This is a genomic window from Marinomonas pontica, from assembly GCF_026191375.1.
Classification (GTDB): Bacteria; Pseudomonadota; Gammaproteobacteria; order Pseudomonadales; family Marinomonadaceae; genus Marinomonas; species Marinomonas pontica.
Window position 1 is genome coordinate 1 of record NZ_JAODTL010000046.1, and the last position, 25,722, is coordinate 25,722.

General features: G+C 45.0%; 19 protein-coding genes and 3 pseudogenes. 6 read left to right on the forward strand and 16 right to left on the reverse strand.

All coding sequences use genetic code 11. The annotated features are described in order from the left end of the window. Positions 1-214: pseudogene (locus N5P32_RS12380) on the reverse strand (pyruvate kinase); the annotation flags it as partial. A gap of 169 nt (positions 215-383) precedes the next feature. On the opposite strand from N5P32_RS12380, the gene N5P32_RS12385 reads away from it, so the two are divergent. After that, positions 384-821 (forward strand): carboxyl transferase domain-containing protein, encoded by a 438-nt coding sequence (locus N5P32_RS12385; protein WP_265729427.1) that lies wholly within the window; start codon positions 384-386, stop codon positions 819-821. Between the two features lie 142 nt (positions 822-963). Here the strand turns inward: N5P32_RS12385 and N5P32_RS12390 are convergent. Then, a pseudogene (locus N5P32_RS12390) lies at positions 964-1,245 on the reverse strand (dihydrofolate reductase); the annotation flags it as partial. 164 nt (positions 1,246-1,409) lie between these two features. Between N5P32_RS12390 and N5P32_RS12395 the strand changes: the two are divergent. Next, positions 1,410-2,261: a thymidylate synthase gene (locus N5P32_RS12395; RefSeq protein ID WP_265729360.1), complete on the forward strand. Its 852-nt coding sequence runs from the start codon at positions 1,410-1,412 to the stop codon at positions 2,259-2,261. A gap of 72 nt (positions 2,262-2,333) precedes the next feature. On the opposite strand, the gene lgt is transcribed toward N5P32_RS12395, so the two are convergent. From lgt to N5P32_RS12410, 3 genes are read right to left on the reverse strand one after another with little or no spacing between them, the layout of a single operon-like run. Next, on the reverse strand, positions 2,334-3,146 hold the full coding sequence (gene lgt / locus N5P32_RS12400) for a prolipoprotein diacylglyceryl transferase (protein WP_265729428.1): 813 nt from the start codon (positions 3,144-3,146) through the stop codon (positions 2,334-2,336). 30 nt (positions 3,147-3,176) lie between these two features. Then, positions 3,177-5,465 carry a phosphoenolpyruvate--protein phosphotransferase gene (ptsP, locus tag N5P32_RS12405; RefSeq protein ID WP_265729361.1) on the reverse strand — a complete coding sequence of 763 codons (2,289 nt, stop codon included), beginning with the start codon at positions 5,463-5,465 and terminating at the stop codon, positions 3,177-3,179. 15 nt (positions 5,466-5,480) lie between these two features. Then, positions 5,481-5,999, reverse strand: a complete 519-nt coding sequence (locus N5P32_RS12410) for an RNA pyrophosphohydrolase (RefSeq protein WP_265729362.1) — start codon at positions 5,997-5,999, stop codon at positions 5,481-5,483. Positions 6,000-6,134: 135 nt separating this feature from the next. Here N5P32_RS12410 and N5P32_RS12415 point away from each other — a divergent pair, with 135 nt between their 5' ends. Next, complete coding sequence (locus N5P32_RS12415) at positions 6,135-6,791, forward strand: histidinol-phosphatase (protein WP_265729363.1); 657 nt, start codon at positions 6,135-6,137, stop codon at positions 6,789-6,791. A gap of 89 nt (positions 6,792-6,880) precedes the next feature. Here the strand turns inward: N5P32_RS12415 and N5P32_RS12420 are convergent, their stop codons facing one another. After that, positions 6,881-8,077: a class I SAM-dependent rRNA methyltransferase gene (locus tag N5P32_RS12420; RefSeq protein WP_265729364.1), complete on the reverse strand. Its 1,197-nt coding sequence runs from the start codon at positions 8,075-8,077 to the stop codon at positions 6,881-6,883. Positions 8,078-8,184: 107 nt separating this feature from the next. On the opposite strand from N5P32_RS12420, the gene N5P32_RS12425 reads away from it, so the two are divergent. Continuing rightward, positions 8,185-9,051 (forward strand): HDOD domain-containing protein, encoded by an 867-nt coding sequence (locus tag N5P32_RS12425; RefSeq protein WP_265729365.1) that lies wholly within the window; start codon positions 8,185-8,187, stop codon positions 9,049-9,051. A gap of 128 nt (positions 9,052-9,179) precedes the next feature. On the opposite strand, the gene N5P32_RS12430 is transcribed toward N5P32_RS12425, so the two are convergent. The 9 genes from N5P32_RS12430 to recJ all read right to left on the reverse strand — a co-directional run bounded on the left by N5P32_RS12430 (position 9,180) and on the right by recJ (position 20,295). Next, positions 9,180-10,247 carry an ABC transporter ATP-binding protein gene (locus tag N5P32_RS12430; RefSeq protein ID WP_265729366.1) on the reverse strand — a complete coding sequence of 356 codons (1,068 nt, stop codon included), beginning with the start codon at positions 10,245-10,247 and terminating at the stop codon, positions 9,180-9,182. 30 nt (positions 10,248-10,277) lie between these two features. Then, positions 10,278-11,867, reverse strand: a complete 1,590-nt coding sequence (locus N5P32_RS12435; protein WP_265729429.1) for an ABC transporter permease — start codon at positions 11,865-11,867, stop codon at positions 10,278-10,280. 135 nt (positions 11,868-12,002) lie between these two features. Beyond that, the gene (locus N5P32_RS12440; RefSeq protein WP_265729430.1) at positions 12,003-13,070 is read right to left on the reverse strand and encodes a Fe(3+) ABC transporter substrate-binding protein; all 1,068 of its coding nucleotides are present in this window, start codon (positions 13,068-13,070) and stop codon (positions 12,003-12,005) included. Between the two features lie 243 nt (positions 13,071-13,313). Next, positions 13,314-14,141 carry an HDOD domain-containing protein gene (locus N5P32_RS12445; RefSeq protein ID WP_265729367.1) on the reverse strand — a complete coding sequence of 276 codons (828 nt, stop codon included), beginning with the start codon at positions 14,139-14,141 and terminating at the stop codon, positions 13,314-13,316. Positions 14,142-14,243: 102 nt separating this feature from the next. Further along, complete coding sequence (locus tag N5P32_RS12450) at positions 14,244-15,449, reverse strand: UbiH/UbiF/VisC/COQ6 family ubiquinone biosynthesis hydroxylase (protein ID WP_265729368.1); 1,206 nt, start codon at positions 15,447-15,449, stop codon at positions 14,244-14,246. A gap of 31 nt (positions 15,450-15,480) precedes the next feature. Next, positions 15,481-16,788, reverse strand: coding sequence for an aminopeptidase P N-terminal domain-containing protein (locus tag N5P32_RS12455; protein ID WP_265729369.1), 1,308 nt, complete (start codon positions 16,786-16,788; stop codon positions 15,481-15,483). An 82-nt stretch (positions 16,789-16,870) separates the two neighbouring features. Beyond that, positions 16,871-17,461 carry a UPF0149 family protein gene (locus N5P32_RS12460; protein WP_265729370.1) on the reverse strand — a complete coding sequence of 197 codons (591 nt, stop codon included), beginning with the start codon at positions 17,459-17,461 and terminating at the stop codon, positions 16,871-16,873. A 123-nt stretch (positions 17,462-17,584) separates the two neighbouring features. Further along, positions 17,585-18,427 carry a bifunctional methylenetetrahydrofolate dehydrogenase/methenyltetrahydrofolate cyclohydrolase FolD gene (gene folD / locus N5P32_RS12465; RefSeq protein ID WP_265729371.1) on the reverse strand — a complete coding sequence of 281 codons (843 nt, stop codon included), beginning with the start codon at positions 18,425-18,427 and terminating at the stop codon, positions 17,585-17,587. Positions 18,428-18,570: 143 nt separating this feature from the next. Next, on the reverse strand, positions 18,571-20,295 hold the full coding sequence (gene recJ, locus N5P32_RS12470) for a single-stranded-DNA-specific exonuclease RecJ (protein ID WP_265729372.1): 1,725 nt from the start codon (positions 20,293-20,295) through the stop codon (positions 18,571-18,573). A 180-nt stretch (positions 20,296-20,475) separates the two neighbouring features. Between recJ and N5P32_RS12475 the strand changes: the two genes are divergently transcribed. Further along, entirely contained in the window at positions 20,476-22,860 is a 2,385-nt protein-coding gene (locus N5P32_RS12475) for a methyl-accepting chemotaxis protein (protein ID WP_265729373.1), read from the forward strand. Positions 22,861-23,179: 319 nt separating this feature from the next. After that, complete coding sequence (locus N5P32_RS12480) at positions 23,180-24,412, forward strand: sugar MFS transporter (protein ID WP_265729374.1); 1,233 nt, start codon at positions 23,180-23,182, stop codon at positions 24,410-24,412. Positions 24,413-24,501: 89 nt separating this feature from the next. Here N5P32_RS12480 and N5P32_RS12490 read toward each other — a convergent pair. Beyond that, positions 24,502-25,640, reverse strand: a pseudogene (locus tag N5P32_RS12490) (GGDEF domain-containing protein). Positions 25,641-25,722 lie beyond the last annotated feature (82 nt).

The following is a 25,722-nucleotide window of genomic DNA, read 5'->3' on the forward strand; positions in this document are numbered from 1 at the left end:
TAGAACGATTGATTGCAGGTTGCTTTTCAGCGCCCAAACAAACGCGGTTCATGGTTTTGATTACTTCTTCGGGATACGCACCCGCTGCCGTTTCAGCAGAAAGCATGACCGCATCCGTGCCATCTAGAACAGCGTTGGCGACGTCAAATACTTCTGCGCGAGTTGGCATCGCGCTGGTGATCATCGTTTCCATCATTTGAGTTGCCGTAATGACGGGGCCTAGTGGAAAAATCATTGATACAGAAGAGTTAAAAAAGAACTTATATGTAAGTCCTGAAAGATGGGTATCATGTAAGAATTGGTAGTAAAGAGTATTTCGAATTGTTTGATGACAATAAATTTAAAGAATTAAATGAAAGTTTAACTTCTAAAGATCCTCTTAAATTCGGGAACATAAAAAATACCCAGATAGACTAAAAGCAGCTCAAGAGAAAACAAAATTGAATGATGCCGTTAAGACTGCAATTGGAAAATCTTTAGGTAGGGACATGGTAATTGCTGCTATGGATTTTGCTTTTATTGGTGGATCTATGGGTTCTGTAGTAGGAGAAAAAATTGCTAGAGTAATTAATTACTCTATTGAGCAAAAAATACCTTTTATGATGGTTTCAAAATCTGGAGGAGCTAGAATGATGGAAGCTTCGTTATCATTAATGCAGTTAGTTAAAACATCTGCAAAATTAGCACAATTGGCAGAAGCTAAAATTCCTTGTGTCTCATTATGTACAGACCCAACAACGGGTGGTACAACGGCATCATATGCAATGTTAGGTGATATTAATATTGCAGAACCAAGCATTAATTGCTTTTGCAGGACCTAGAGTTAGCAAAAGGCACAGCAGGTAAAGAATTACCAGAAGGGTTTCAAAAATCTGAATTTGTTTTAGAACACGGTTTTTTAGATGCGATATACAAGCGTAAAAACTTAAAAAAACAAGTAAACCTGTTATGACTTCTTCTTGATCCATTAACCAAACAAACATCTTCACCAAGGGAAATCGCCTCTTCCAGCGTCGTCACCACATCAATCCCCTCTGCTTGATAGGCAGGGTCACGACTGATCACTATGTTGCGACGACCCGGTAGCGGCTTGCCAATCGATTCAAACGTCTTACGCCCCATAACAATCGGCTTGCCCATAGTGGCTTGCTTGAAATATTTAAGGTCATTTGGCAAATGCCAAGGCAACGAGTTATTAATACCAATAGTGCGGTTGGTCGACATGGCAACAATAAGGGACAACATAGGCTTACCTTCATTCATTTTTCACGCTCATCCACTCTTGGGCTTCTTGAGCGTACGGGTTCTGATATAATCAATGGCATTTATTATACCCATGACAATCTAGATTGCATTTTCTAACCTGCATTTACCGTATTCGTCATGACCTAAACAGACAAGGCACACTTATGAAACAGTACTTAGATCTTTGCAACCGCATCGTCAGTGAAGGCGAATGGGTCAACAACGAACGTACAGGAAAACGCTGTCTCACTGTTATTAACGCTGACCTTACTTACGATGTAAGCAAAGGCGAGTTTCCGCTTGTCACGACACGAAAAAGCTACTGGAAATCTGCCATTGCCGAAATCATTGGGTATTTAAGAGGTTACGATAACGCCGCGGATTTTCGCGCACTCGGCACCAAAACATGGGATGCCAACGCCAACCAAAACGACGTTTGGTTAAACAATCCTTATCGTAAAGGCGAAGACGATATGGGGCTTTGCTATGGTGCCATTGGCCGCCATTTCCCAAAGCCTGACGGTGGACACATCGATCTATTAAAGCAAATTGTTGATGATCTAAGCCGTGGTGTGGATAACCGTGGGGAAATCCTCACTTTTTATCACCCTGGCGCGTTCCACATGGCGTGCCTTCGCCCGTGCATGTACAGCCATCACTTTTCATTGCTTGGTGATACGCTTTATCTAAACAGCACTCAGCGCAGCTGTGATGTGCCACTCGGTTTAAACTTCAACATGGTTCAGGTTTATGTTTTGCTGGCCATCGTTGCGCAAATCACTGGCAAAAAACCGGGCAAAGCCTTCCATAAGATAGTGAACGCTCACATCTACGAAGACCAGCTAGAGTTAATGCGTGATGTGCAACTCAAACGCGAGCCTTACCCTCTACCAACACTCAAAATCAACCCAGAAATCAAATCCCTAAAAGACATCGAGACTTGGGTCACCATGGACGACTTCGAGCTCGAAGGCTATCAGTTCCACGAGCCTATCGCTTACCCTTTCTCAGTGTAAGCGACCTAAAAGCAAAACGGCGAACCATGATGGATTCGCCGTTTTTTATTGAACCAATATAAGCAAAAGACGCTAGCTTGTTGCGTTACCACTTTTCGGGAAAACCTGTCGCTTGAAACCCACCACGATTAAACCAACACCAATTAGCACCATTGGCAACGACAATAACTGCCCTTGTGTCAGCCAACCGAAAGCAAGGTAACCAATTTGTATGTCTGGCTCGCGGACAAACTCCACTAAAATGCGAAAAATACCGTAGAAAAGTAGGAACATGCCAGAGACACAATAGCGTGGTTTTGGCCTTTGTGAGAAGAACCACAATATACAAAACAGCACTACACCTTCTAAGGCAAATTGATACAGTTGCGAAGGATGACGAGCAAGCTGCAGCGGATCGTTCGGAAAAATCATTGCCCAAGAAACGTCCGTCGGTTTGCCCCATAATTCGCCACCAATAAAGTTACCTAAACGTCCAGCGCCCAAACCGATTGGCACAAACGGCGCAAGAAAGTCCGTCACATCAACAAGGTGTTTATTGTAACGGCGGGCGAAGAAAAACATAGCAGCGATAACGCCCAGCAAGCCACCATGAAAAGACATACCGCCTTCCCAAATACGCACTAAAATCAGCGGATTATCAACAAAAGCAGGAAATTGATAGAACAATATATATCCAATTCGGCCGCCTAAAATAACGCCAAGCGCCCCATAAAAAATTGCATCACTTACCATGTCAGGCGTCCACACGCCATTCGAGCGTTTAGCGCGATACATGCCACACAAATAAGCGCCAGCAAAGCCAACCAGATACATAATACCGTACCAATGTACGGAAATCAGCCCTATCGAGAAGGCAATAGGATCAATGTTTGGGTATGAAATCATAATATTCAAAAAATCTCTGGTAGGTAGTAATTAGTCTACGTTGCTGGTTTTAGAGGGACGAATCAAACGCTCTATGTTCGCTTCGCGCATCAGCCGTGTCATGGTTTGTGTGACCGCTTCAGCATGAGAAAGTGTCATGACTTCATTCAACATGGCTTGCGCTTGTTGCATCGAGATATTGCGAATCACTGCTTTTACTTTAGGAAGGCTTGTAGAGCTCATGGATAACACATCGTATCCCATGGCCATTAACAAAATAGCGCCCATCGGATCACCCGCCATTTCACCACACACACTCAAACCTACACCTTCGTCTCGAACCTGATCAACTATGCTAAGCAAAGCACGCAATACGGAAGGATGGAAGGAGTTGTATAAATCCGCCACACGCGGGTTATTTCGATCTACTGCCAATAAGTATTGCGTTAAATCGTTGCTGCCGACCGACAAGAAGTCCACCAATTCAGCCAACTCTTTTACCTGATAAACCGCCGCAGGGATTTCGATCATCACGCCGACTTGAGGCATTTTGACATCAAAGCCCTCTTCTTTCACTTCCGCATAACCACGACGGATTAGGGCTAAAGCCTCTTCAACTTCCGCAACATTTGAGATCATCGGCAACATGATTTTTAAATTATACAGACCTGAACTGGCTTTTATCATGGCTCGAATTTGCGCCATGAAAATTTCCAAATGATCCAGAGTCACTCGAATACCACGCCAGCCTAAGAAAGGGTTGGCTTCGTTTATCGGGAAATATGGCAGTGCTTTGTCACCACCTATGTCCAACGTTCGAACCGTCACAGGAGACGGTGCAAAGCCTTCCAACTGCTGGCGATAAATCACCACTTGTTCTGCTTCGGTAGGAAAACGGTCTCGCACCATAAACGGCACTTCCGTTCGATACAAACCAATGCCTTCTGCCCCCCGGTCTAATGAACGAGCAATATCGGCAGACAAGCCGGTGTTAACAAATAAAGATAAACGTTGACCATCCAATGTTTCACATGGCAAATCTTTAAGTGTTTCATACTCTTCTTCTAACAGTCGCTCTTCATCAACAATTTGCTGATAATTTTCAATCAAAGCGTCAGAAGGATGGGTGTATATTTTGCCCAAATAGCCATCGACAATAAGGTCGACTTTGTCTAATTGAGCATAGGGCAGATCCAGCGCCCCCATCACGGTTGGAATACCCATTGCGCGGGCCAATATCGCCACATGGGAGTTACCAGACCCCATGACAGAAACCAAACCTTTGATCTTATCTATTGGAATTTCACCCAACATAGACGCGGTCAGTTCCTCACCAACAATAATCGAAGGCTCGCTAAATCGCTCGGTAAGGTTAGGGGCTTTTTCCTGCAAATGGGACAAAATCCGACGACCAAGGTCCCTAAGGTCCGACGCCCGTTCACGCAAATATGGATCATCCATGCGATTAAACTGCTGAATGTGCGCTTGAATAACCTGTCTTAACGCACCTTGCGCCCAATTGCCTTCTTTGATTTTGCGGACAATTTCTCCCGCAATGGAGTTGTCATCTAATATTTTCAGATACACATCAAAGAGTGCTTTTTCATCCGCGGATAAATGCTGACTAATACGATTGCTTGCTCGACGAATATCATTACGTACCGCATCAAGCGCTTGGTAAAAGTCTTGAATCTCTTCATCAAAATCGGTTGTACGACGATCAGGAATAACGTCTAAATCGGCAGGAGGGAAAACAACCACACCACGACCAATCGCAACACCAGAACTACCAGGAACCCCTTTGTAGCGAAAGTCTGAACCGCTCGGCACGGCATTTGGGTGAAGGTTGGCAATTGCCCCTGTCGCTTCAGCGTGCGCAATTACTCCGGCTAATTGGGCTGATAAAGTAATAAGAAAGGCTTCTTCCCCTTCATCAAATCGACGCTTGTCTTCATGCTGCACCACCAGCACGCCCAAAACTTGGCGATGATGAATAATTGGCACACCCAAAAAAGAACGGTAACGCTCTTCGCCTGAACCTTTTAAATAATGAAATGATGGGTGAATATGCGCGTCTTCAAGGTTCACAGGCTCGGCTCTTCGGCCCACTAAACTGACCAGACCTTCGTCTGCTTTCAAGCTGACGTTACCTGCAACATCGGCGTTCAAACCGCGCGTCGCCATTAGGACATATTCTTTGCTATTTGAATCCACTAAGTAAATCGAACACACTTCTGCACGCATGGCTCTACGAACACGTCGAACAATAATATCGAGTGCCGCCGATAAGGACTGCGCCGCAGTCACCTCTTGGGTAATACGTCTTAACAAACTTAGCATAGTGCTCCCATCAATCTACATAACCTCCATTATTTCGACACAGAGTTTATTTTTTTCTAACCGGCGATGCGCGCTCGGAATAAGCTCTTTAAGGGCTCGGCGATAAACATCCTTTTTAAAGGCCACGACTTGACCAAGTGGGTACCAGTAACTTACCCAACGCCAGCCATCAAATTCTGGGGTTTCTGTACCATCCACGCACACGGATGCATCTGGACAACGAATCGACAGAAGAAACCACTTCTGTTTTTGTCCAATACATAAAGGTTTACTGTTGTGTCTTAACATGCGTTTAGGTAGACGATAACGTAGCCAACCTCGAGTTTTGCCAATTACTTCCACCTGATGTGGGTCTAAGCCCACCTCTTCCTTTAATTCGCGGAATAATGCTTCTTCAGGTGTCTCGTCGGATTTGATGCCACCTTGAGGAAACTGCCAAGCATTTTGCCCAACACGTCTCGCCCAAAGAAGCTGGCCACGCTCGTTCATCAATATGATGCCCACATTCGGTCTGTATCCGTCTGCATCAATCACGAGCCATCACCTTCTAATATAAGAATAAATTAGATTCATTGTTCCATAATTCCCCCATCCGCACAATTAAGACTGCTGTTATTTATTACCTGTGAGGCTATAATTCACGCACTTTAGACGATTTGAGGACAGCTTGTGACACTTGCAATATTTGACCTAGACGGCACCTTATTAAGCGGTGACAGTGATTACACATGGGGACAATTTTTAGTGGAGAAAGGCTTAGTCGACACAAAAGTCTACCAAGAAGCTAACGACAAATTTTTCACACAATACCAATCTGGCACGTTAGACATTCATGAATACCTTGCTTTTAGCTTAGCGCCACTCACCCGCTTTTCCAGAGAGGAGCTCACTCAGCTGCACAACACATTCATGCAGGAAAAAGTACAACCCATGATGCAAGAGAAAGCGGCCGCATTATTGAAACACCATAAAGATCAAGGTCATTTTTTACTGATGATCACTGCAACCAACCAGTTTGTGACAGGCCCCATTGGCGATATTTTAGGCATGGATCACATCATTGCGCCGGTTCCAGAAATCATTGACGATCACTACACCGGAAAAATTGTAGGGGTACCAAGCTTTCAAGCAGGCAAAGTAACGCGCTTAAACGATTGGTTAGCTGAAACAGGTCACTCGATGGAAGGAAGCTACTTTTACAGCGACTCTCGCAATGACTTGCCGCTTTTAGAATTAGTCTCTCATCCTATCGCCGTGGATGCCGATGAAACGCTCACCAAGATCGCACAAGAACGAGGCTGGCAGCATATTTCCTTGAGAGATTAACCTCCAACAATTCATGCCACATAAAAAAACGCTGCCAGACTCAGTCTGACAGCGTTTTTTTATTATCAACACGGCCTTACACTATGAACTCACAAGCCCATATTGTTGTGGATACGATAAAACAAGGCCTTTAGGTATTCTGTTTCTTCAATCGCCGGATGCACAGGATGATCCGGTGCTTGAGTACCGCGGTAAATAAGCTGAGAGAAGCGTTCTAGTTGGCGACTGTTACTGCGAATGATATCGTGCAATCGACCTGTTTCTAAATGCATAGAACAAGAACCAGACACCAAAATACCGCCTTTAGCAACCAAACGCATTGCGAGTTGATTGGCACGGTGATAAGCACCTTCGCCTGCTTTAATGTCTTTACGACGAGCAATAAAAGCAGGTGGATCCATAACCACCACATCAAAACGCTCTTTGTCTTCAATCAAAGATTGCATGGCTTCAAAGGCATCACCGTGCATCAAATTAGATCCACCTTCATACTGATTCAGCTTTAGGTTTTCACCCACATGACTTAGCGCACTTTCTGACGCATCAATAAAAGTCACGTCAGTTGCACCCGCTGAAGCCGCTTGAACCCCCCAGCCACCAATATAAGAAAAAACGTCTAATACTCGTTTACCATCACAAAAGCCTTGCATGGTTTTGCGGTTTTCACGGTGATCATAGAACCAACCCGTCTTTTGACCATCCCAAACTGGTGCTTGAAATAACACGTCGTTTTCCTGCAAGAAAACCAACTCCGGAACGGTACCGAAAGCCTCTTCCACATAGGTTTCAAGACCTTCAATCTGGCGCATCTTACCGTCGTTTTTCATCAAAATTGCAGACGGCTTAACCACATCTTGCAAAGCTTCAATGATGTCGTTTTTTACGCGCTCCATTCCGGCAGTTGAAATCTGTACCACCAAAATATCAGCAAAGCGATCCACAACAAGACCAGATAAACCATCAGAATCCCCAAATACAAGGCGATAATATGGCGCAGGATAAGTCAGCTCACGCAAAGACAAGGCAATCTTTATACGGTGAACCAATGTCGATTTATTCAAAAACGTATCGGTACTGCGGCTCATTAAACGACCGCAAATCAAGGTGTTAGGGTTTATCGTAGCAATACCAAGCGGCTTACCTTGTGCGGTTTCGACAACTACCTGATCCCCTGGGGTAAATTGCTTTAATGGTGTCGCAGAGGTGTCTACCTCGTTGCTGTAAATCCATTGATGTCCAGCTCTTAGACGGCGATCAGCTTGGCCTTTTAGTCGAATAACACTCAAAATTTTCACCCAGTATATTTAAAAAAACGCTATTATAGAGACTCTAGATTCAATTGCTACGAATTACCGTAGTTGTACTGTTTTCCGCCTCTTACAGAAGTGTACCAATGTCATCAACATTAAATGAAGATCAACTTAAACGCATCTTACAGGGCATCAGCATTCCACCTCAACCGCAAATCATGGTGGATTTACACATGGAACAAGCGATGCCAGACCCTGACATGGATCGAATTTCGAACATCATTTCTCAAGATGTTAGCCTGTCTGCTGCCGTTCTCAAGCTCGTTAACTCAGCCGCCTTTAATTTACCCAAAAAAATCGCCTCGGTACAACAGGCCGTTATGCTCTTGGGAACAAACAGTGTGACTAATATTGTCAATGGTTTGGCAGTGAAAAGTGAGCTGTCGGATGACACCATTCAGTCTTTGCACAGCTTTTGGGATACCGCCACAGATGTCGCGGCGATTTGTTCCAGCTTAGCAGGCCAATTGGGATTTAAATACCAAGATGAATGCTACGCGTTAGGACTGTTCCATAATGTCGGCATTCCTTTGATGCTCAAGCGTTTCCCAGGCTACAAAGAAGTGTTGCAAAAAGGCTATCAAAACGTAGATTTTAATTTAACTGACATAGAAAACCAAAACTTCAAAACCAATCATTCGGTGGTCGGTTACTATCTAGCAAAATCCTGGGGATTACCGAAAAGCTGCTGTGCCGTGATTGCAAAGCATCATCGCATTGAATATTTATTTACTCATCGCGTGGCCGGAGATTCGATCAATCTGACGTTTGCTGCAATTTTAAAAATGGCTGAGCACATTGCGGGCACCTACAAACACATTGGCGGCGCGCAAAAAGATTACGAATGGGAGAAAATAGGTCACTATGCGCTCGACCATTTAGACCTCACCGAGTACGACTTTGATGGAATGGTGGAAGTCTGTCATGAGCAAGGGTATGGCTTGATATAAGCGTGGTCATACACTCACATAATCTACGCCTTTGTTAATTAGCCAACGACGATCATCAGCACTTAACGAAGGTTAGGCATTTATGTCCTTAAAATAGCCCCTCGATCTGAGGCGTTATCCTAAAATTGCTATCGTGAAAACAGAACCAAATGATCTAGATGAACACTGAGGCCTATTTCCTGACCCACAGCGTGATTGTGATGGGACGAAGCAAAACAATATATCACCTTGCCAGAGGTCAATTTCACGCGGTACAAAAAGTGCGAGCCACGAAACCATTTACTCACGATCACACCCAAAAACTCGCTGTCATCATCGTGCAAGATATCATCAGGGCGAACCAATAAATCGACCTGTGCATTGTCAGCAAAACCATGATCCAACTCGCCACGAATATTCCCCAGATCAGAATGTACACAGTTAGCGCCACACACAACCGCAGGCAAGAAATCACCGTGACCAATAAAGCTCGCCACAAAACGCGTCTCTGGACGATGATATATCTGATAAGGTGAACCCGTCTGATGAATCACTCCAGCATCCATTACAGACACTTGATCAGCCATAGCAAAGGCTTCCATCTGGTCGTGAGTTACCAACAACGCGCTCATTTTTTCATGCTGCAAAATATGACGAATATCGGGCACCAACTCTTCTCTTAATTTGGCATCAAGACCAGAAAACGGCTCATCCATTAACAATAATTTGGGTTTGGGGGCAATGGCACGAGCCAATGCCACGCGCTGCTGCTGACCACCCGACAGAGAGTGAGGATAACGGGATTCAAAGCCAGCCAAGCCAACCAAATCCAATAAATACGTCACACGTTCCTGAACCGCCACTTTTGGCCATTCGGACAAACCAAATGCTATATTCTGAGCGATTGTAAGGTGTGGAAACAAAGCAATGTCTTGGAATACCATGCCAATAAAGCGATGTTCTGGGTTCACACTATGAGACGGGCTAGAAAGCACATCACCATCAATGCGTATTTCCCCTGACATTAAGGACTCAAACCCTGCAATGGCACGCAACAGGGTCGACTTTCCGCAACCACTGGGACCAAGCAAGCACCCTATTTGCCCTTCCAATAACTGAAAAGACGCATTTTTTACAACAGCGCTGCCGTCGTACCCCACAGAGACATCGCTCAGTGTTAATTCTTTCAACGAAGCATGAAGAGATAACGAAGTCATATACAATCCTAAATCGAGTGTTCGTTCACACTAACCAAGACGAGAAGAAATCGAACGACTCAGTAAAATTACCGGCACCAATCCCACTAAAACAATCATCAATGACGCGGGTGCTGCGTCAACTAAACGCTCATCAGACGCCAGCTCAAATGCCCTAACCGCCAGCGTATTAAAATTAAATGGTCTCAGTATCAGTGTCGCTGGCAGTTCTTTTAACACGTCCACAAACACAATTAATAACGCCGTCAAAACCGAGCCTTTCAACAAAGGAATATGGATACGGGTCAATACTTTAGTAGGAGACATACCCAATGAACGCCCAGCCATGTCCATGCTGGGTTTGATTTTTCCAAGACCGTTTTGCACAGCGCCTAGCGACACCGCCATAAAACGCACGACATAAGCAAACAACAAAGCCACCAAAGTACCGGAAAATATCAATCCGACCTTTCCATCAGCATACTGCCTGACCAAATCAATAATACGATGATCAAGCCAAGCCAATGGCACAATGGTACCAATGGCAATAATCGTCCCCGGCAAAGCATACCCTAACCCTGCTATACCGACGGATGCTCTGACCGCTCGGCCATTATTCAAGCGGATCGCATAACTCAACACCAAGGCAAGACTCACCACCAACAGTGACGCCACCGCCGCAAGATAAAACGAATTCCACGCCAATTGAATAAAGTTTGCGCCCGGCATTTCAGCTTTAAACGCTGCCCAATAAGCCAAAACACCAACAGGAATAAGAAAGCCCACACAGATAGGCAATAGACAGAAGATAAAAGCCAACCAAGCTTGGCTGCCTTTTAGCGTCATTCGACGGCTGCTGGCTTTTTTAAGACCAGAAGCGTGATAACGAATTCGGCGTCGAGAATAACGCTCAAGCAGAATCAACACCGCCACAAACATCAACAACACACCGGCTAATTGAGAGGCCGCCGCGACATCACCAAAACCATAAAACGTTCTCAAAATGCCCGTCGTAAAGGTATTTACACTAAAATATTGAACGGTACCGTAATCTGCCAGCGTTTCCATTAACGCTAGCGTCAGCCCCGTGATAATAGCTGGTCGAGCAAGAGGAAGCGCCAATTTGAAAAATACAGCTCGACCTGAATACCCCAGAGTGCGACTGACTTCTAAGGTGTTTTGTGATTGCTCCAAAAAGGCCGCGCGACTCATTAAATACACGTATGGATACAGCACCAAGGTCAACATAGTGATAGCGCCGCCCAGTGAGCGAATTTCAAAAAACCAATACTCACCGTAGCGCCAGCCCGTCAGCTCACGAATAAAGGTTTGCACAGGCCCTGCAAAATCCATTACCCCCGTATAGGTATAAGCAATGATGTAGGCTGGCACCGCCATAGGAAGCAGCAACGCCCAAGAAAGAGCACCACGTCCGGGGAAATCACACATACTTGTCAGCCAAGCACAAGGCACACCGATCAACAGTACGCCAATGCCCACGCCCAACATCAGCAACAGCGAGTTCGAAATGTATTCCGCCAACACAGTATGGTAAAGATGTCTCCATACCTGACTGTCTCCGATCAATACATTGACTAAAACGACCATTATCGGAATGGCCAGGATAACAGCAATCAACATCGCCGCTACCTTTAAACCATTCCACTTACGCTTACTTACTGGGTTCAAATTGCTTAAACTCGCTGTCCAATATCATGACTCTTGTAGTGCAGGTGCGTTTGCTTATACTCGCTAAACCACACAATCGCTCTACCACTATTTCCAACCCGCAATGTCCATGATTTCAACGGCTTCTCGGTTATTCTCACCAAGTTGGCTCAACGAAATAGTATCCGCTCGGAACGTGCCAAACGGCGCCAACATTTCTGGAGCACCAATACCCTCTACCACTGGATACTCGTTATTTACATGAGCATACCATTCCTGAGAAGCGCGATTGGTCAAGAATTCCAGCAGTAACGTTGCGTTTTCAATGTTGGTTGCCGCCGCGGTAATGCCCGCACCACTCACGTTCACATGCGCACCGCGCTCACCGTCAGCTTGGTTTGGCCAGAACAGTTTCACGGTATTGTAAACGTTTCTTTCTTCTGCATTGTCACTTTGACCAAGACGGCCATAATAATACGTGTTTGCCAACGTCAAATCACAGACACCTGCAGCAACCGCTTTCAACAAATCCACATCGCCACCAAAAGGCGGACGCGCTAAATTGGATACCAGCCCTTTAATCCACGCCTGAGTCTTTTCACGACCTTCCACTTCTAGCATAGAAGCCACTAAAGATTGGTTATAAATATTGGCGGAAGAACGAACGCAAATACGCCCTTTCCATTTTGGGTTTACCAAATCTCCGTAGGTAGATAAATCCTTAGAAGAGACCGTTTTAGGGTTATAAAAAATCACCCGAGCACGCTGAGATAACCCAAACCAGTAACCGTCCGAATCTCGTAAATGGCTCGGGATATTGGCACTCAGTACGTCATTTTGAATAGGTTGTAACACCCCAGCCGCTTTTGCTCGGTGCAACCGGCCAGCGTCTACGGTAATGAACATGTCCGCTGGACTGGCATCACCTTCTGCTTTAAGGCGACTTAACAAGGCATCCGCTGAGCCAGTGATGAGGTTCACCACCACATCGTTTTCTTCAGAAAAGGTATCCAATACCGGCTTAATCAACGACTCTTTGCGCGCTGAGTAAATATTAATTTCGCCTTTGGCATGGGCCCCGACAGGCAGAAGAAGTGATGTGGCCAATGCAATCAAACTAAGGCGGTTAAAAATAGACTTGCGCCCTTTCATTTCAAGCGTATTGCGTAACTTCATCGACATATTCACCTTCCAACTGTTTCAAACGACTCACCGATACGAAAGAGACTCACTCCCATACTCAGCAATAAAAGACCATAAAAAAATGACAACAGAAATTAGCACAACAGGATGCTAAACACTAGCGATTATCATTTATTAGAGGGTATCGAAAACGCGTTTTAAGAGAGAAAATTAGCCCACAACACATGAGCTAATGGTTGCAAATCACAACACAAGAAAAGAGGGCCTAAACAGGCATTAGTTTAGTAATTGGTTTAACCCATCACCAATAAGCAAGGCATCATCCAGTTCATAAACTATGCCCTCAGGTAAACCAGCGGCTTTCGCAACCGCCATCGGAAAACCTTCTCTGACTAAATCGTATTCTCGTTCGGTGCGAATACACGCATTAATGTAGCAAGCTAAGTTCAACACACAAGCAAGAGGGTTTGGCTCCTCATCGGCAAACGGGCGTTTATGATGCTGCACGGCATAACCAAGACCCACAGGAAACCGCCATAAATCCATTAACGCCCGACCTGCGTCCTGCGATGTAAACCCAAGCAAGTCCTGTTCAGCTTTGATTCGACCCGCTTTTCGATTCGCGACTAAGGCTTGGATTTCTTGCGCAATGTTGGGCTCAGTAAGGTGCAATAATAATCGACCGATATTGTGAACAATGCCCACCGTAAAGGCTTCGTCTTCTTGCACAAGTGGCGTTCGCTTTGCAAACCATTGCGCCAGTTCTGCCACCCGAAATGAATCTGCCCAGAACTCCGATAATTTTATACCTTCAACTTTGGTGACAGAGTTAGAAAAACCGGATGCAATCACCAGCGTTTTCAATTTATCAATACCCAATAAAACAGTGGCCTCATCAATGGAGGAGATTTTTCTAGACAGACCAAAGTACGCCGAATTCACCACACGCAACACTTTCAAAGAAATAGTTTGATCATGAGAAACCCTCTCAGTTAAATCAGAATATTTAACATTAGGATCACTAAGAAGTTGAATCAATTCGCGGACAACATCTGGGACATTAGGAAGCTTATCGGTTTGTTTCAGTAGATCTTGGACTTGCATACCACTCCGCCTTATTAAGCTGTTTTTTTATGTATCTATTGAGAATATGATAGCAAGCGCAATTTGCAATAGAAATATGGGAGACACCGTTAAAACATGAGGTCAAGACAACATGTTAAGACCAGCGGCACGGGCAATTAATTTTCTTTTTAAATTGTCATTCCGATCAAATTGCTGCATTCCTATGTTTCGCAGCTGTACCAGCAAAGGCTGTTGCGTAGAAAACACCCGTTTGAATGCTTCCATCCCCGCCGCCATCGCAATGTTATCCAACATACGAGCACGCTGATAACGACGCAACACCCTACTTGCACCCAGCGCCTCGCCACGACGATGAGCTTTAATCAAGACAGCCACCAGCGCTTTGACATCACCAAATCCTAAGTTAGCGCCTTGGCCAGCCAAAGGATGGATAGTATGAGCAGCATCACCAATAAGCGCCAATCCAGCTTTTACGTATTGTTTTGCGTGACGCTGTCTTAGAGGAATCGCCTGACGGGATTGTGTCAAACCCAAAACTTGAAAACGTCGATTAATGGCATAGTGCAAACGTTGGCAAAACGCATCTTCGTCCAACGCCATGAGAGACATAGCTTCGTCTGGCGGTACAGACCACACTATCGACACATAATGTCGTTGTTCAACCGCTGGCAGTGGTAAAAACGCCAAAATGCCCTCTTCCCCAAAACTTTGCCAAGCCGTATTGTCATGAGACTGATCAATTTCAATGGTGGTGACGATCGCGCTGTGTCCATAATCCCATTCAACGGTTTCAAACGCATTTTCTGTTCGCAGCGTTGACAGGGCACCATCGGCAGCAATAATGGCTTGAGCCTCAAGTAAATGGCCCGAAGATAATTCCGCCTTCACGCCAGACTCACTTAATTCATGGGCGTTCACACTGTCACTTAAATAAAGATCTATGTTCTTGATGCGTTTCACTTGCTGCATTAACTGCTGATTTAATACCGCATTCTCAACCAAATGACCCAGTTCCGGCATCGATGTCGTTTTCGCATTAAAATCAATATAACCTTCACCCAGACCATCCCACACCACCATATTGTCATAGCAAGCAAGACGATCGAAAGGTATGCCTTGCCAAACATCAGCCTCTTCCAGCAAGCTTTTCGACTGACTCGACAAGGCACTGACTCTGGCGTCATAAGCGGGCGGCGTCGACAACGGGTAATGGCCATCGTGCTTATCAACCAAGGCAATTCGCAAAGACGATTTGGCCAATAATATCGCAGACAACGCACCCACCATGCCGGCGCCCACTATTATCAAATCATACGATTTAGCCATATTATCCACTCCATATCGTCTTAAAAGGTGTTTATCGACTTTCCGCCATAAAGGCTTCGATGTCCGCTATTTCTTTTGGTAAACCGTGGGTCAAAACATAAGGACCATCGTCACAAATGAGCACATCGTCTTCAATTCTAATACCGATACCACGCCATTTAGGATCAACTGATTCGTTATCAACACTGACATACAAGCCTGGTTCAATCGTCAGCACCATACCCGCTTCTAGCAACCGAGACTCGCCCGCCACTTTGTACGCGCCACAGTCATGAACGTCCAAACCTAACCAATGCCCGGTATTGTGCATGTAAAAGTCTCGATAAGCCTTGCTCTCGATCAGAAAATCCACTTCCCCCTTTAACAAGCCATGCTTAACCAAACCCGCTGTTAACGTTCGCACTGCCGCGTTGTGACATGCCTCGTAAGGTGTACCAACCGTCAGTTCTTTCATTCCGGCATGGTAGGCATCTAACACCACTTGATACAACGCCGCTTGAGGTTCACTAAAAGTGCCATTCGCTGGAAACGTGCGAGTAATGTCTGCTGCGTAGCAACCCAATTCTGCACCTGCATCAATCAAGATAAGATCACCATCGTCAATCACTTCGTCGTTCTTGATGTAGTGCAACACACAAGCATTACTGCCCGATGCCACAATATTGTTGTACGCAGGCTGACGGGCGCCGGATTTCATAAAAACATAATTCAATTCGGCTTCCAACTGGTATTCATTCATCCCTGGGCGAACAGAACGCATCGCTTGCTTATGCGCTTCCACACTGATTTGCGCCGCTTTTTCCATTATGGCGATCTCTTCAGAGTCTTTACGAAGGCGCATTTCAGAAACGATAGGAGACAAATCCAAAAAGCATGTTGGAGCAATAGCGCCCATTCTAGCGCGCGCCGCAATGGCATCACGCCAACCTGCTATTTTTTCGCGGAGCACATCATCATTAAACAAATACACCACATTCGCCGCGCCATCCAAAGCAGAAAACGCCACATGATCAAGATCATCCAACACCGCGGCATCATAAGCGCCGAACTGGCTCATCGCGCCTTCGCAGCCAAACCGAAAGCCATCCCATTGCTCTCGCTCTGGGTCTTTTGGCAAAGTCACCAGAGTCATATCACCACGACCATGAATCAGGGCATAAGCATTGGGCTCAGGAAAGCCAGTTAAATAGAAAAAACTGCTATGAGGACGAAACTCATACTCACAATCATTGTTGCGAGTGGCCAATTCTCCTGTACGGATGATCACCACGCTGCTTTCTGGTAATGATTGCATTAAACGTTGGCGGCGAACCTGATAAGTCTGAGTGTCTATTTGCATAAAAGATCTCTCTATGTAATTTGCCATTCCACTAAGCACGAGCAGCAAGCTCAAACACGAAGGGTGTATTTGGGTCGTACATTTAGTGCAGTGAGTTTTGTTTTGTGTGATCTACGTCGGGATTAATATCATGATGCTCTGTAAACATCATCATCGCAGACAGACGCACATATTCAACCAATTCAGTGAGATCAGCTTCGTTGTCATTGTTGTCTTCTAAAGCGCGCATTTCCGCTTGCATGCCTGAGATATTGGCAAAATCCCGTAAAATTTGTTTGGTTTCGTCTGATAGATTGTTCTTTTGACCCGATAAACCATAACCCGCTAAAAAGCCGTGCGCCCATTGCGATAAAGTAACACCACGTTCACACAATTCAGCGTCTTCGTCTGCAATGCTCGGCACCAGCGCAAATTCACCATTTTGAAACAAGGTTAATGTTGCCGTATACAACTCAACCATAACCGCACGGCTGGCTTCTTCTTTCCAGCCTTCAATGTCGCAAAATTCCGCCACCATCGTCAGCCAGTCTTCCAGTGGCAAAGTCACGCCGGAAGCAAGATAACCACATAATTGGCCGTGCAATTCAGAGGGCGAAGCCGTAATCGATTCACTCACAAAAACATCGGCAATCAAATCGAAGTCCAATGCGTCTTTTAACATTTCTGTGGACATAAAGTGTCTACCTATTTCTGTTTAACGTCATTCTGTTTAAAAAAAGAAGCCGCACCTAATGGCGCGGCTTTCTGTCCCACTGCCCATAATAATGGGGCAGCGATATCGACCTTTCAAGCCTTATTAGGCGAGTTGTTTAAGGCCAGACTCTACCGTTTGTAGAATCAACGTATTGATTGTCATTGGACCAACACCACCGGGAACTGGCGTGTAAGCAGCGACACGGTTCACCAAAGGAGCAAGTTCAATGTCGCCCACACCACCAGGGTGATAACCTGCGTCAACCACCACGGCACCGTCTTTAATCCATTCTGCTTTAATGAATTCTGGCTTACCAACCGCACCAACAATTACGTCAGCTTGTTTGATAAACTCAGGCAGATTTTGTGTACGAGAATGACAAATCGTCACCGTCGCGTTGGCATTCAGCATCATCATTGCCATTGGCTTACCAAGAATTGGGCTACGGCCAACCACAACAACGTGTTTTCCTTCCAATGCCACATCGTATGCTTCAAGCAGACGCATAATGCCAGCCGGTGTGGCGGCACCATAAGCCGGCTCTTGCATGGCCATGCGTCCAAAGCCAAGACAAGTGACACCGTCAACGTCTTTATGAGCCGAAATAGCATCAAAACATAGACGCTCATCAATTTGCTCAGGCACTGGATGCTGCAACAAAATACCGTGCACATCTGGGTTGTCGTTCAATTCGTTGATTTTTGCCAACAACTGTTCTGTCGTAGTGGTTTCTGGCAACTCAATCGCCATAGAATCCATGCCTACACGGCGACAAGCATTGCCTTTCATCTTCACGTAAGTCGCAGACGCAGGGTCCGCACCGACTAAGATCGTAGCTAAAATTGGGGTGCATCCGGTACGCGCTTTAAGCTCGGTAACTTGAGCCTGTAGGCGGTTTTCAGTTTCTTTGGCGCAAAGTTTGCCGTCAAGAACCAGTGCAGTCATGAATGAGCTCCAGTAAAAATAGAGTGGTGTATGAGGGACGCGCATTATACCTCAAGTTTTATGACGATACGCAGTGCCAAGCTCGATTAATTGGGTAAATATCGCAAAATCGCACAATATTACTGCGTCTGCTTTATGCCCTTTTAGGCTGGCTCTAGGTAATCCACCAGCAGCTGTAAGTTTCGCTGCCCTCTGAATTCATTCACATCCAACTTGTAGACCAAGCGCGCTTGCGCGGCCTTGTCATTTGGCCACTGCTCCAAATCGACAAAAAAGCTAATCGCATCCAGCAAAAGCCCACTGCTCGGTTCTCTAACCATCAGCTTCAGATGTTTTTCACCGACAATTCGCTGCTGTAAAATATCAAACACACCATCAAAGCATGGCTCTGGGAACATTTGCCCCCAAGGACCAGACAAGCGAACTTGCTCAGCAAAGCTCAAGCTGAAATCTTCGGGAGCAAGAGGGCCATCAGTCAGCAAAGTTGCCTCCAATTGCTCTGGCGTCACCCACTCGGTAATAATGGCGTCAAATGCTAACTGAAAGGCTTCATAATGAGACTCTTTAATGGACATCCCTGCGGCCATCGCATGACCACCAAATTTACTCAACAACTGAGGGTATCGTTTCGCCAATAAATCCAACGCATCCCGTATGTGTACCCCAGGAATCGAACGCGCTGAACCTTTTAACTCATCTTCCCCCACGCGGGCAAACGCGATCACTGGACGATGACATTTGTCTTTCATCCGCGAAGCCAAAATACCAATGACACCTTGATGCCAATCCGCATCGTAAAAACACATACCATTTGGCATGTCCTGCTCATCATCAAGCAAGGTAGATAACACCCACTCGGCCTGATCTTTCATATCAGACTCTATGGCTTTGCGCTCACGATTGAATTGATCTAATTGCTGCGCGTACTCTCTCGCTTGATGCGGGTGCACAGCCAGCAAGCACTCAATCCCTATCGACATATCATCAAGTCGACCAGCCGCGTTTAATCGAGGGCCAACGACAAAGCCCAGATCAGACGCTTTTAGCTGTGTATAATCCCGACGACCAACTTCCAATAACGCCAAAATCCCCGGACGCGCTAACCCAGCTTGAATACGCTTAATACCCTGCTGGACAAGGATCCGATTATTCGCGTCCAATGGAACAACATCCGCGACCGTCCCTAAGGCAACCAAATCCAAATAGTCTGCCATTTTAGGCTCTGGAATGTGCTGTCTATCGAACCAATTTCGTGCATTTAATTCCGCACGCAATGCAGACATCACATAAAAAATCACCCCGACGCCAGCCAAATTCTTACTTGGGAAGCCGCATTTTGGATGATTCGGATTCACGATAGCATCGGCATTAGGCAAACTGTCACCGGGTAAATGGTGATCCGTAACCACGACTTTCATACCATGTTGTTTCGCTGCCAACACCCCATCAATACTGGCAATGCCATTATCCACCGTCATCAACACATCCGGTGATCGCTCTTGTGCAACCGCCACGATTTCGGGAGTCAGTCCATAGCCAAATTCAAATCGGTTTGGCACCAAATATTCCGGAGCAATCGCCCCCATCGCTTCTAGCGCGAGAATACCAAGACTTGTACTGGTCGCTCCATCGGCATCAAAGTCGCCAACGATGAGGATTTTTTGTCCCGCTTCAACAGCATCCGCCAATATGTGTGCGGCATTCGATAAATCGAATAAAGAATCAGGCCTTAACAAATGCGGTAATCGATAGTCCAGTTCTTGACTGGTGCACACACCTCGCGCCAAAAAAATACGGCGTAAGCTCAAAGACATAGTCTCAGGCAATCCTTTATCTTCAGCCTGAAAAGACCGACGCTCTATTCGCATAACTTTACCTAAGCAACTTACAAATTAACGACAAAATAAAAGTGGAGCGTAACATAAATACAATAGGAACTTTTTTAGTATAACCATTAAATACCATTACAAAACATATGGCATTAACCTTGCTTTGTAGTTTGCTAGGTATATGTAATACAACTCTGCAACCTTTATTTAGGACGAAAAATGATCGTTTCAATCAAAACACGTTTAATTTTAATGGGTACATTACTCGCCGTGGTTCCAACGGTCATCGTTGGTCTCATTCTGAGCCAAAACGCCCTAAATAAAGGCACGCAAGCGCTCCAAGAAAGCACACAAAAACAGCTCATTCTTTCTCGTGACCTTACCGCCCAATCCATAGAAACGTATTTTTCTTTTATTGAAAAGCAAGTCATTAGCTTGTCTCAGAACAACAGCACCATTGCCGCTGCTGAAGCCTTTTCCGATGCCTTTGCGAACTATCCTACGAACAACATCGCGGCCGACGAACCAAAACTGATCGATTATTATCAAAACCAATTCGACAAGAACTACAAAGACCTAAACGCCGGAGCATCAAGCAATCCAAATGCCCTACTTTCGGCATTAAGCCCGCTCGCCAAAGCGGCTCAAATCACCTATATCAGCAAAAACAAAGCCCCCTTAGGCGAAAAAGACAGTTTAGACAGCGCGGGTGATGGCACAGCTTATGATGGCGTCCACTCAACATTTCACCCCATGTTTCATCAGTTCCAAAAAGAATTTGGTTTTTACGATGTTTTTATTGCGGACGCTAAAACCGGTCACGTGGTTTACAGCGTTTTTAAAGAACTCGATTTTGGGACATCATTACTAACCGGCCCTTACCAAAATACAGGCTTGGGTGAAGCCTTTAAAAAAGCCGTCAATGACAAAGACACCACGAACACTCATTTGACTGATTTCGCGCCTTATGGGCCATCTTACAAAGCATCAGCATCCTTCATCTCGTCACCTATTATGAAAAATGGTAAAACGATTGCTGTACTTATTTTCCAAATGCCAATTGATCGAATTAACGATGTCATGGTTCATCATGAGAAATGGGAGAAGAGTGGCTTAGGTGAAACAGGTCAAACCTACCTTGTTGGGCATGATGGAATCATGCACAGCAATGAACGCATGCTAATTCAAGACAAAGCTGCTTTTTTAGAAGCGGCTAAAAAGGCTGGTTTTTCAGACAACACCCTAAACGCCATAGAAAACCGTAACACCACCATTGGTACGGTGAAAGTGAACAGCAAAGCGTTAGACAGCGCCATTTCAGGCAAAGAAGGATTCCTGATAGACAATAACTACCTCAATACACCATCACTTAGCGCCTTCAAACCGCTGAAGATTCGGGATGTGAACTGGATTATTATCAGCGAAAAAAACCAGTCTGATGCCTTTTCCCCTATCGTAACGCTAAAGGACAGCGTCTATTCAACACTGGCGGTGGTTTCACTTATCGCGCTGATCGTTGGTGCGCTTCTGGGGTTATTACTGGCAAAGGTTATCGTTCGCCCCATCGATAACATGGTTAAACTTATGCATGACATTGCAGAAGGCGAAGGCGATTTAACTCAACGACTGCCAACAAACAGTAAAGATGAGCTTGCTGACTTAGCAAAAGGCATCAACTTATTTATCAATCACATCGATAAGACATTTTCCTCGGTACTCGCTTCCGTTATTCGACTTAAACCTATTTCGGAAGACATTGCCGATGTGAACACTCAACTTTCCGTAGCAACGGATCAACAAAAATACCAAGCAGGAAAGGTCAACGAATGCCTTTCTGAAACCAACGAATCCACCAAGAAAGTGGAAGTCGAACTGGAAGAAATTCGACAAGCCTCTAGCGAAGGCAACGTTATCGTGAACACCAGTGAGAAGGTCGTTAATCAAGTAGCACAAACGATGAAAGAACTGTCTGTAGACGTTGCGCAAGCGGTTGATGCTCTGTCAAAACTCAAAGGCGATACAGACCGAATCGCAGGCATCATTGATGTTATTAATAGCATCGCAGAGCAAACCAATCTGCTGGCGTTAAACGCGGCCATTGAGGCCGCACGCGCTGGCGAAGCAGGACGCGGGTTTGCCGTTGTTGCAGATGAAGTCCGCTCTCTGGCTTCAAAAACCCGTCAGTCAACAGATGAAGTCGCCAGCATGGTAGAAGCCATTCAAAATGGCACTCAAGAAGTCGTAAAACGCATGGAAAACAGCAAGTCAAATGCCGATCAATCATCGATTCATGTGAACGATGCCATTCAGTCGCTTTCACAAGTAAAAGGCGCCATGGATACTATCTCTGGCAGAGTGTCACAAATTGCCTCGGCGATCACCAGCCAGCAAAATAACTTCTTAGAGGTAACCGCTCATTACGATGAAATGCGAAACAGCTTTGTGAAGATAAACCAACAAACTGAACATTCCAGCATGGTTGGCAAAGATGTCATCAAGCTTTCTGATAACATCATGGTCCACATCAATCGCTTCCAAGTGACTGACAAGGACTGGTCACTCAATCGCAGAAATCTGATTCGCCAAGACTCAAAAGAACAGTAAAAAACACGCCCTCTGAATTAAGTGCAAACTAGAGGGCGTTTTTACAGAATGCAAATCACACTTCAAACCGCACAACGCTCTCTCGACTCTAATAATGAAAACCTCACTAAAAATAGGTTTTGTTACATTAACCTTGATAAATAGAGACTTTATTACAATAAAGGCGCAAAAAAGGAATATTTTAGAACTATCCCCTCCTCCAAAGCCTCTCATCACTCAAAACAAATTTTCGATGCTATGATGCCGCACTTTTTTGATTTGGATAGACATTCTAAAGATAAAAACTGAGCAGCACTCGTTTTAACTAATCGGAAAAAATATGAACAATCACTCATCCGTGGCAGCTAAGCCACAATCGAACCAGCGATTCGCATTAGTGGCACTTACATCACTGTTTTTTATGTGGGGTTTTATCACTTCATTAAACGACATTTTGATTCCACACTTAAAGGGGGTATTTGATCTCAATTACACCCAAGCAATGATGATCCAAATGTGCTTTTTCGGCGCTTACTTTATCGTTTCTATTCCAGCGGGAAACATCGTTAAAAAAGTAGGCTTTCAACGTGGTATTGGCATTGGACTGATGATCGCAGCCGCGGGCTGTTTGTTGTTTGTTGCCGCAGCAAAAGCTCAGCAATACAGTCTATTTCTAAGCGCTCTGTTCGTTCTTGCTGCGGGTATTACCATTCTACAAGTCGCCGCCAATCCATTAGTGACGGTAATGGGACCAACAGAAACAGCATCAAGCCGATTAACACTTTCGCAGGCTTTTAATGCATTAGGCACAACGGTTGCGCCTATTGTTGGTGGTGCCCTGTTATTTACTGTCGCAGGACAATACGCCACCAAGGCACAAGAAGCGGAAAGCGTTATCGTTCCCTATATTGGGCTGGCCATTATGCTCGTTGTGCTTGCGGCCATTTTCACTCGTATTAGTCTTCCAACACCATCAAGCATTGAAGAAGAGTCCGCTGACGCACCCAGTGCCAGCATTTTAAAGCATCGACACCTCGTTTTAGGTGCTGTTGCTATTTTCATGTATGTCGGTGCAGAAGTGGCCATCGGTAGTTTGTTAGTTAACTTTTTTGGCTTAGAAAATATTGCAGGACTGGCTGAATCCGATGCGGCGCATTATGTTGCCTACTACTGGGGTGGCGCGATGGTAGGACGCTTTATTGGCGCGGCTTTAATGCAACGAATTTCCGCTGGGACATTATTAGCAGTGAATGCACTTGCGGCAATCGTACTGATCGCAAGCGCCATCGTAAACAATGGTCATGTAGCTATGTGGTCTATCCTTATTGTTGGCTTATTTAACTCCATTATGTTCCCAACTATTTTCAGTTTGGCTCTTAAAGACCTTGGCCCACAAACCAGCCGTGGTTCTGGTTTGTTATGTCTTGCCATTGTTGGTGGTGCCATTTTGCCCGTTCTTCAAGGCTATATTGCCGACTCCATTGGACTGCAAATCTCCTTTGTTATGCCAATCGCTTGCTACCTGTTCATAGCGTATTATGGCGCATCAGGTTCAAAACCTGTGGCACAGTAAGTCCACGGTAAAAGGTTATTTAAACAAGACAAATAAAAACCTCGGAGCGCATGCTTTTCGAGGTTTTTTTATTCTAGAAAACAAATAGATTACGCGCGACGCGTCTGATTTCGCCCGGATCGTTTGGCTTGGTACAAGCGACTGTCAGCTAATGTGATCGCTTCACGCAAAGAGGTCGTTTCATTCATTGTCGCTATACCAAAGCTTAAGGTCACTTTAAAGCGATGATCAAGATAAAAAAATTCAGACGCCTCCACTTTTTCCCGCAACATCTCAGCAAACATAAAAGCTTCTGACTCCGTTTTATTGCACAAAGCAATGAGAAATTCTTCTCCCCCCATCTGGCCGCTAAATCATTCTCAGGTAATGACACTCGAAAAATTTGCGATAACTCAGTTAAGGCATAGTCGCCGGCATCATGACCATATTCGTCATTAATCCGTTTAAAAAAATCGACGTCAGCCAACAGCAAATGAAAACTTTTCTGAGAACTGGCTTCCAAACGTTGCAACATCCCTCTACGGTTTAGTAGCTCCGTCAATACGTCTGTATTTGCAACCAGTTTAAGCTTGTTCGTGGTTTCTTTTAATTCGAGATTAAAGCGAGACATAGAGTATTCATAAATACCTGATAGAAACACCACCACAACAAAGGAAAAAATAATTCTGGATTTCAGTGTTTCATGATAACCAAACTCATCAAAGTGACTTCCAAAGAAATACATTGCAACAATTAATGCTAATGTAAAAAAACCTAACTCAATCAATCCCTTTTTCATCCCATGTAAAAACAACGCGACAGCAGGCACACAGTAAATCCACACATGACCCGTACCATTTACGCCGCCAGAATACACCAGATAAATCATCAAAACGTAAAGTGGATAAATAACAAAATTACCCGACAACGAATGATTATGTGTCCGTCTTAAATACACATGATTGAGTGCGTATAATACCGCTATAACTAAGAGACAAAAGCCTAATATCAGCTTACCTTGCAATAGAGACAAAACACCAAGGGGAAAGGTAAAAAGAACCCCGACAGAAGTGAAAAGGTTTATAATAAATACTCGACGAGTATCTTCTGAGAAAACATCGTCTTTTATGCCAACATAGAAAAAAGTCAGCCATGACGATTTAAGTGTGTTTTTAATTGTTGGCTTTGACTTTGGGTTATTCAATTTCGTCATACCTATTCTCCGACCCAGCGCTCCTAAGCCGCACATTACTATTACGAACAATCCTACACCAAAGAATCAAACAGCTCCTTAATTAATACTAAACCGTTACAAATCACAACATTTACTA

Bases quoted from the DNA above. Each gene is read 5' to 3' on its own strand.
- lgt (WP_265729428.1), bottom strand. From the start codon at position 3,146: ATGATTTCATACCCAAACATTGATCCTATTGCCTTCTCGATAGGGCTG.
- N5P32_RS12445 (WP_265729367.1), bottom strand. From the start codon at position 14,141: ATGCAAGTCCAAGATCTACTGAAACAAACCGATAAGCTTCCTAATGTC.
- N5P32_RS12395 (WP_265729360.1), top strand. From the start codon at position 1,410: ATGAAACAGTACTTAGATCTTTGCAACCGCATCGTCAGTGAAGGCGAA.
- N5P32_RS12450 (WP_265729368.1), bottom strand. From the start codon at position 15,449: ATGGCTAAATCGTATGATTTGATAATAGTGGGCGCCGGCATGGTGGGT.
- N5P32_RS12460 (WP_265729370.1), bottom strand. From the start codon at position 17,461: ATGTCCACAGAAATGTTAAAAGACGCATTGGACTTCGATTTGATTGCC.
- N5P32_RS12430 (WP_265729366.1), bottom strand. From the start codon at position 10,247: ATGACTTCGTTATCTCTTCATGCTTCGTTGAAAGAATTAACACTGAGC.
- N5P32_RS12475 (WP_265729373.1), top strand. From the start codon at position 20,476: ATGATCGTTTCAATCAAAACACGTTTAATTTTAATGGGTACATTACTC.
- ptsP (WP_265729361.1), bottom strand. From the start codon at position 5,465: ATGCTAAGTTTGTTAAGACGTATTACCCAAGAGGTGACTGCGGCGCAG.
- N5P32_RS12440 (WP_265729430.1), bottom strand. From the start codon at position 13,070: ATGAAGTTACGCAATACGCTTGAAATGAAAGGGCGCAAGTCTATTTTT.
- N5P32_RS12425 (WP_265729365.1), top strand. From the start codon at position 8,185: ATGTCATCAACATTAAATGAAGATCAACTTAAACGCATCTTACAGGGC.
- N5P32_RS12435 (WP_265729429.1), bottom strand. From the start codon at position 11,867: ATGTTGATTGCTGTTATCCTGGCCATTCCGATAATGGTCGTTTTAGTC.
- folD (WP_265729371.1), bottom strand. From the start codon at position 18,427: ATGACTGCACTGGTTCTTGACGGCAAACTTTGCGCCAAAGAAACTGAA.
- N5P32_RS12455 (WP_265729369.1), bottom strand. From the start codon at position 16,788: ATGCAAATAGACACTCAGACTTATCAGGTTCGCCGCCAACGTTTAATG.
- recJ (WP_265729372.1), bottom strand. From the start codon at position 20,295: ATGCGAATAGAGCGTCGGTCTTTTCAGGCTGAAGATAAAGGATTGCCT.
- N5P32_RS12480 (WP_265729374.1), top strand. From the start codon at position 23,180: ATGAACAATCACTCATCCGTGGCAGCTAAGCCACAATCGAACCAGCGA.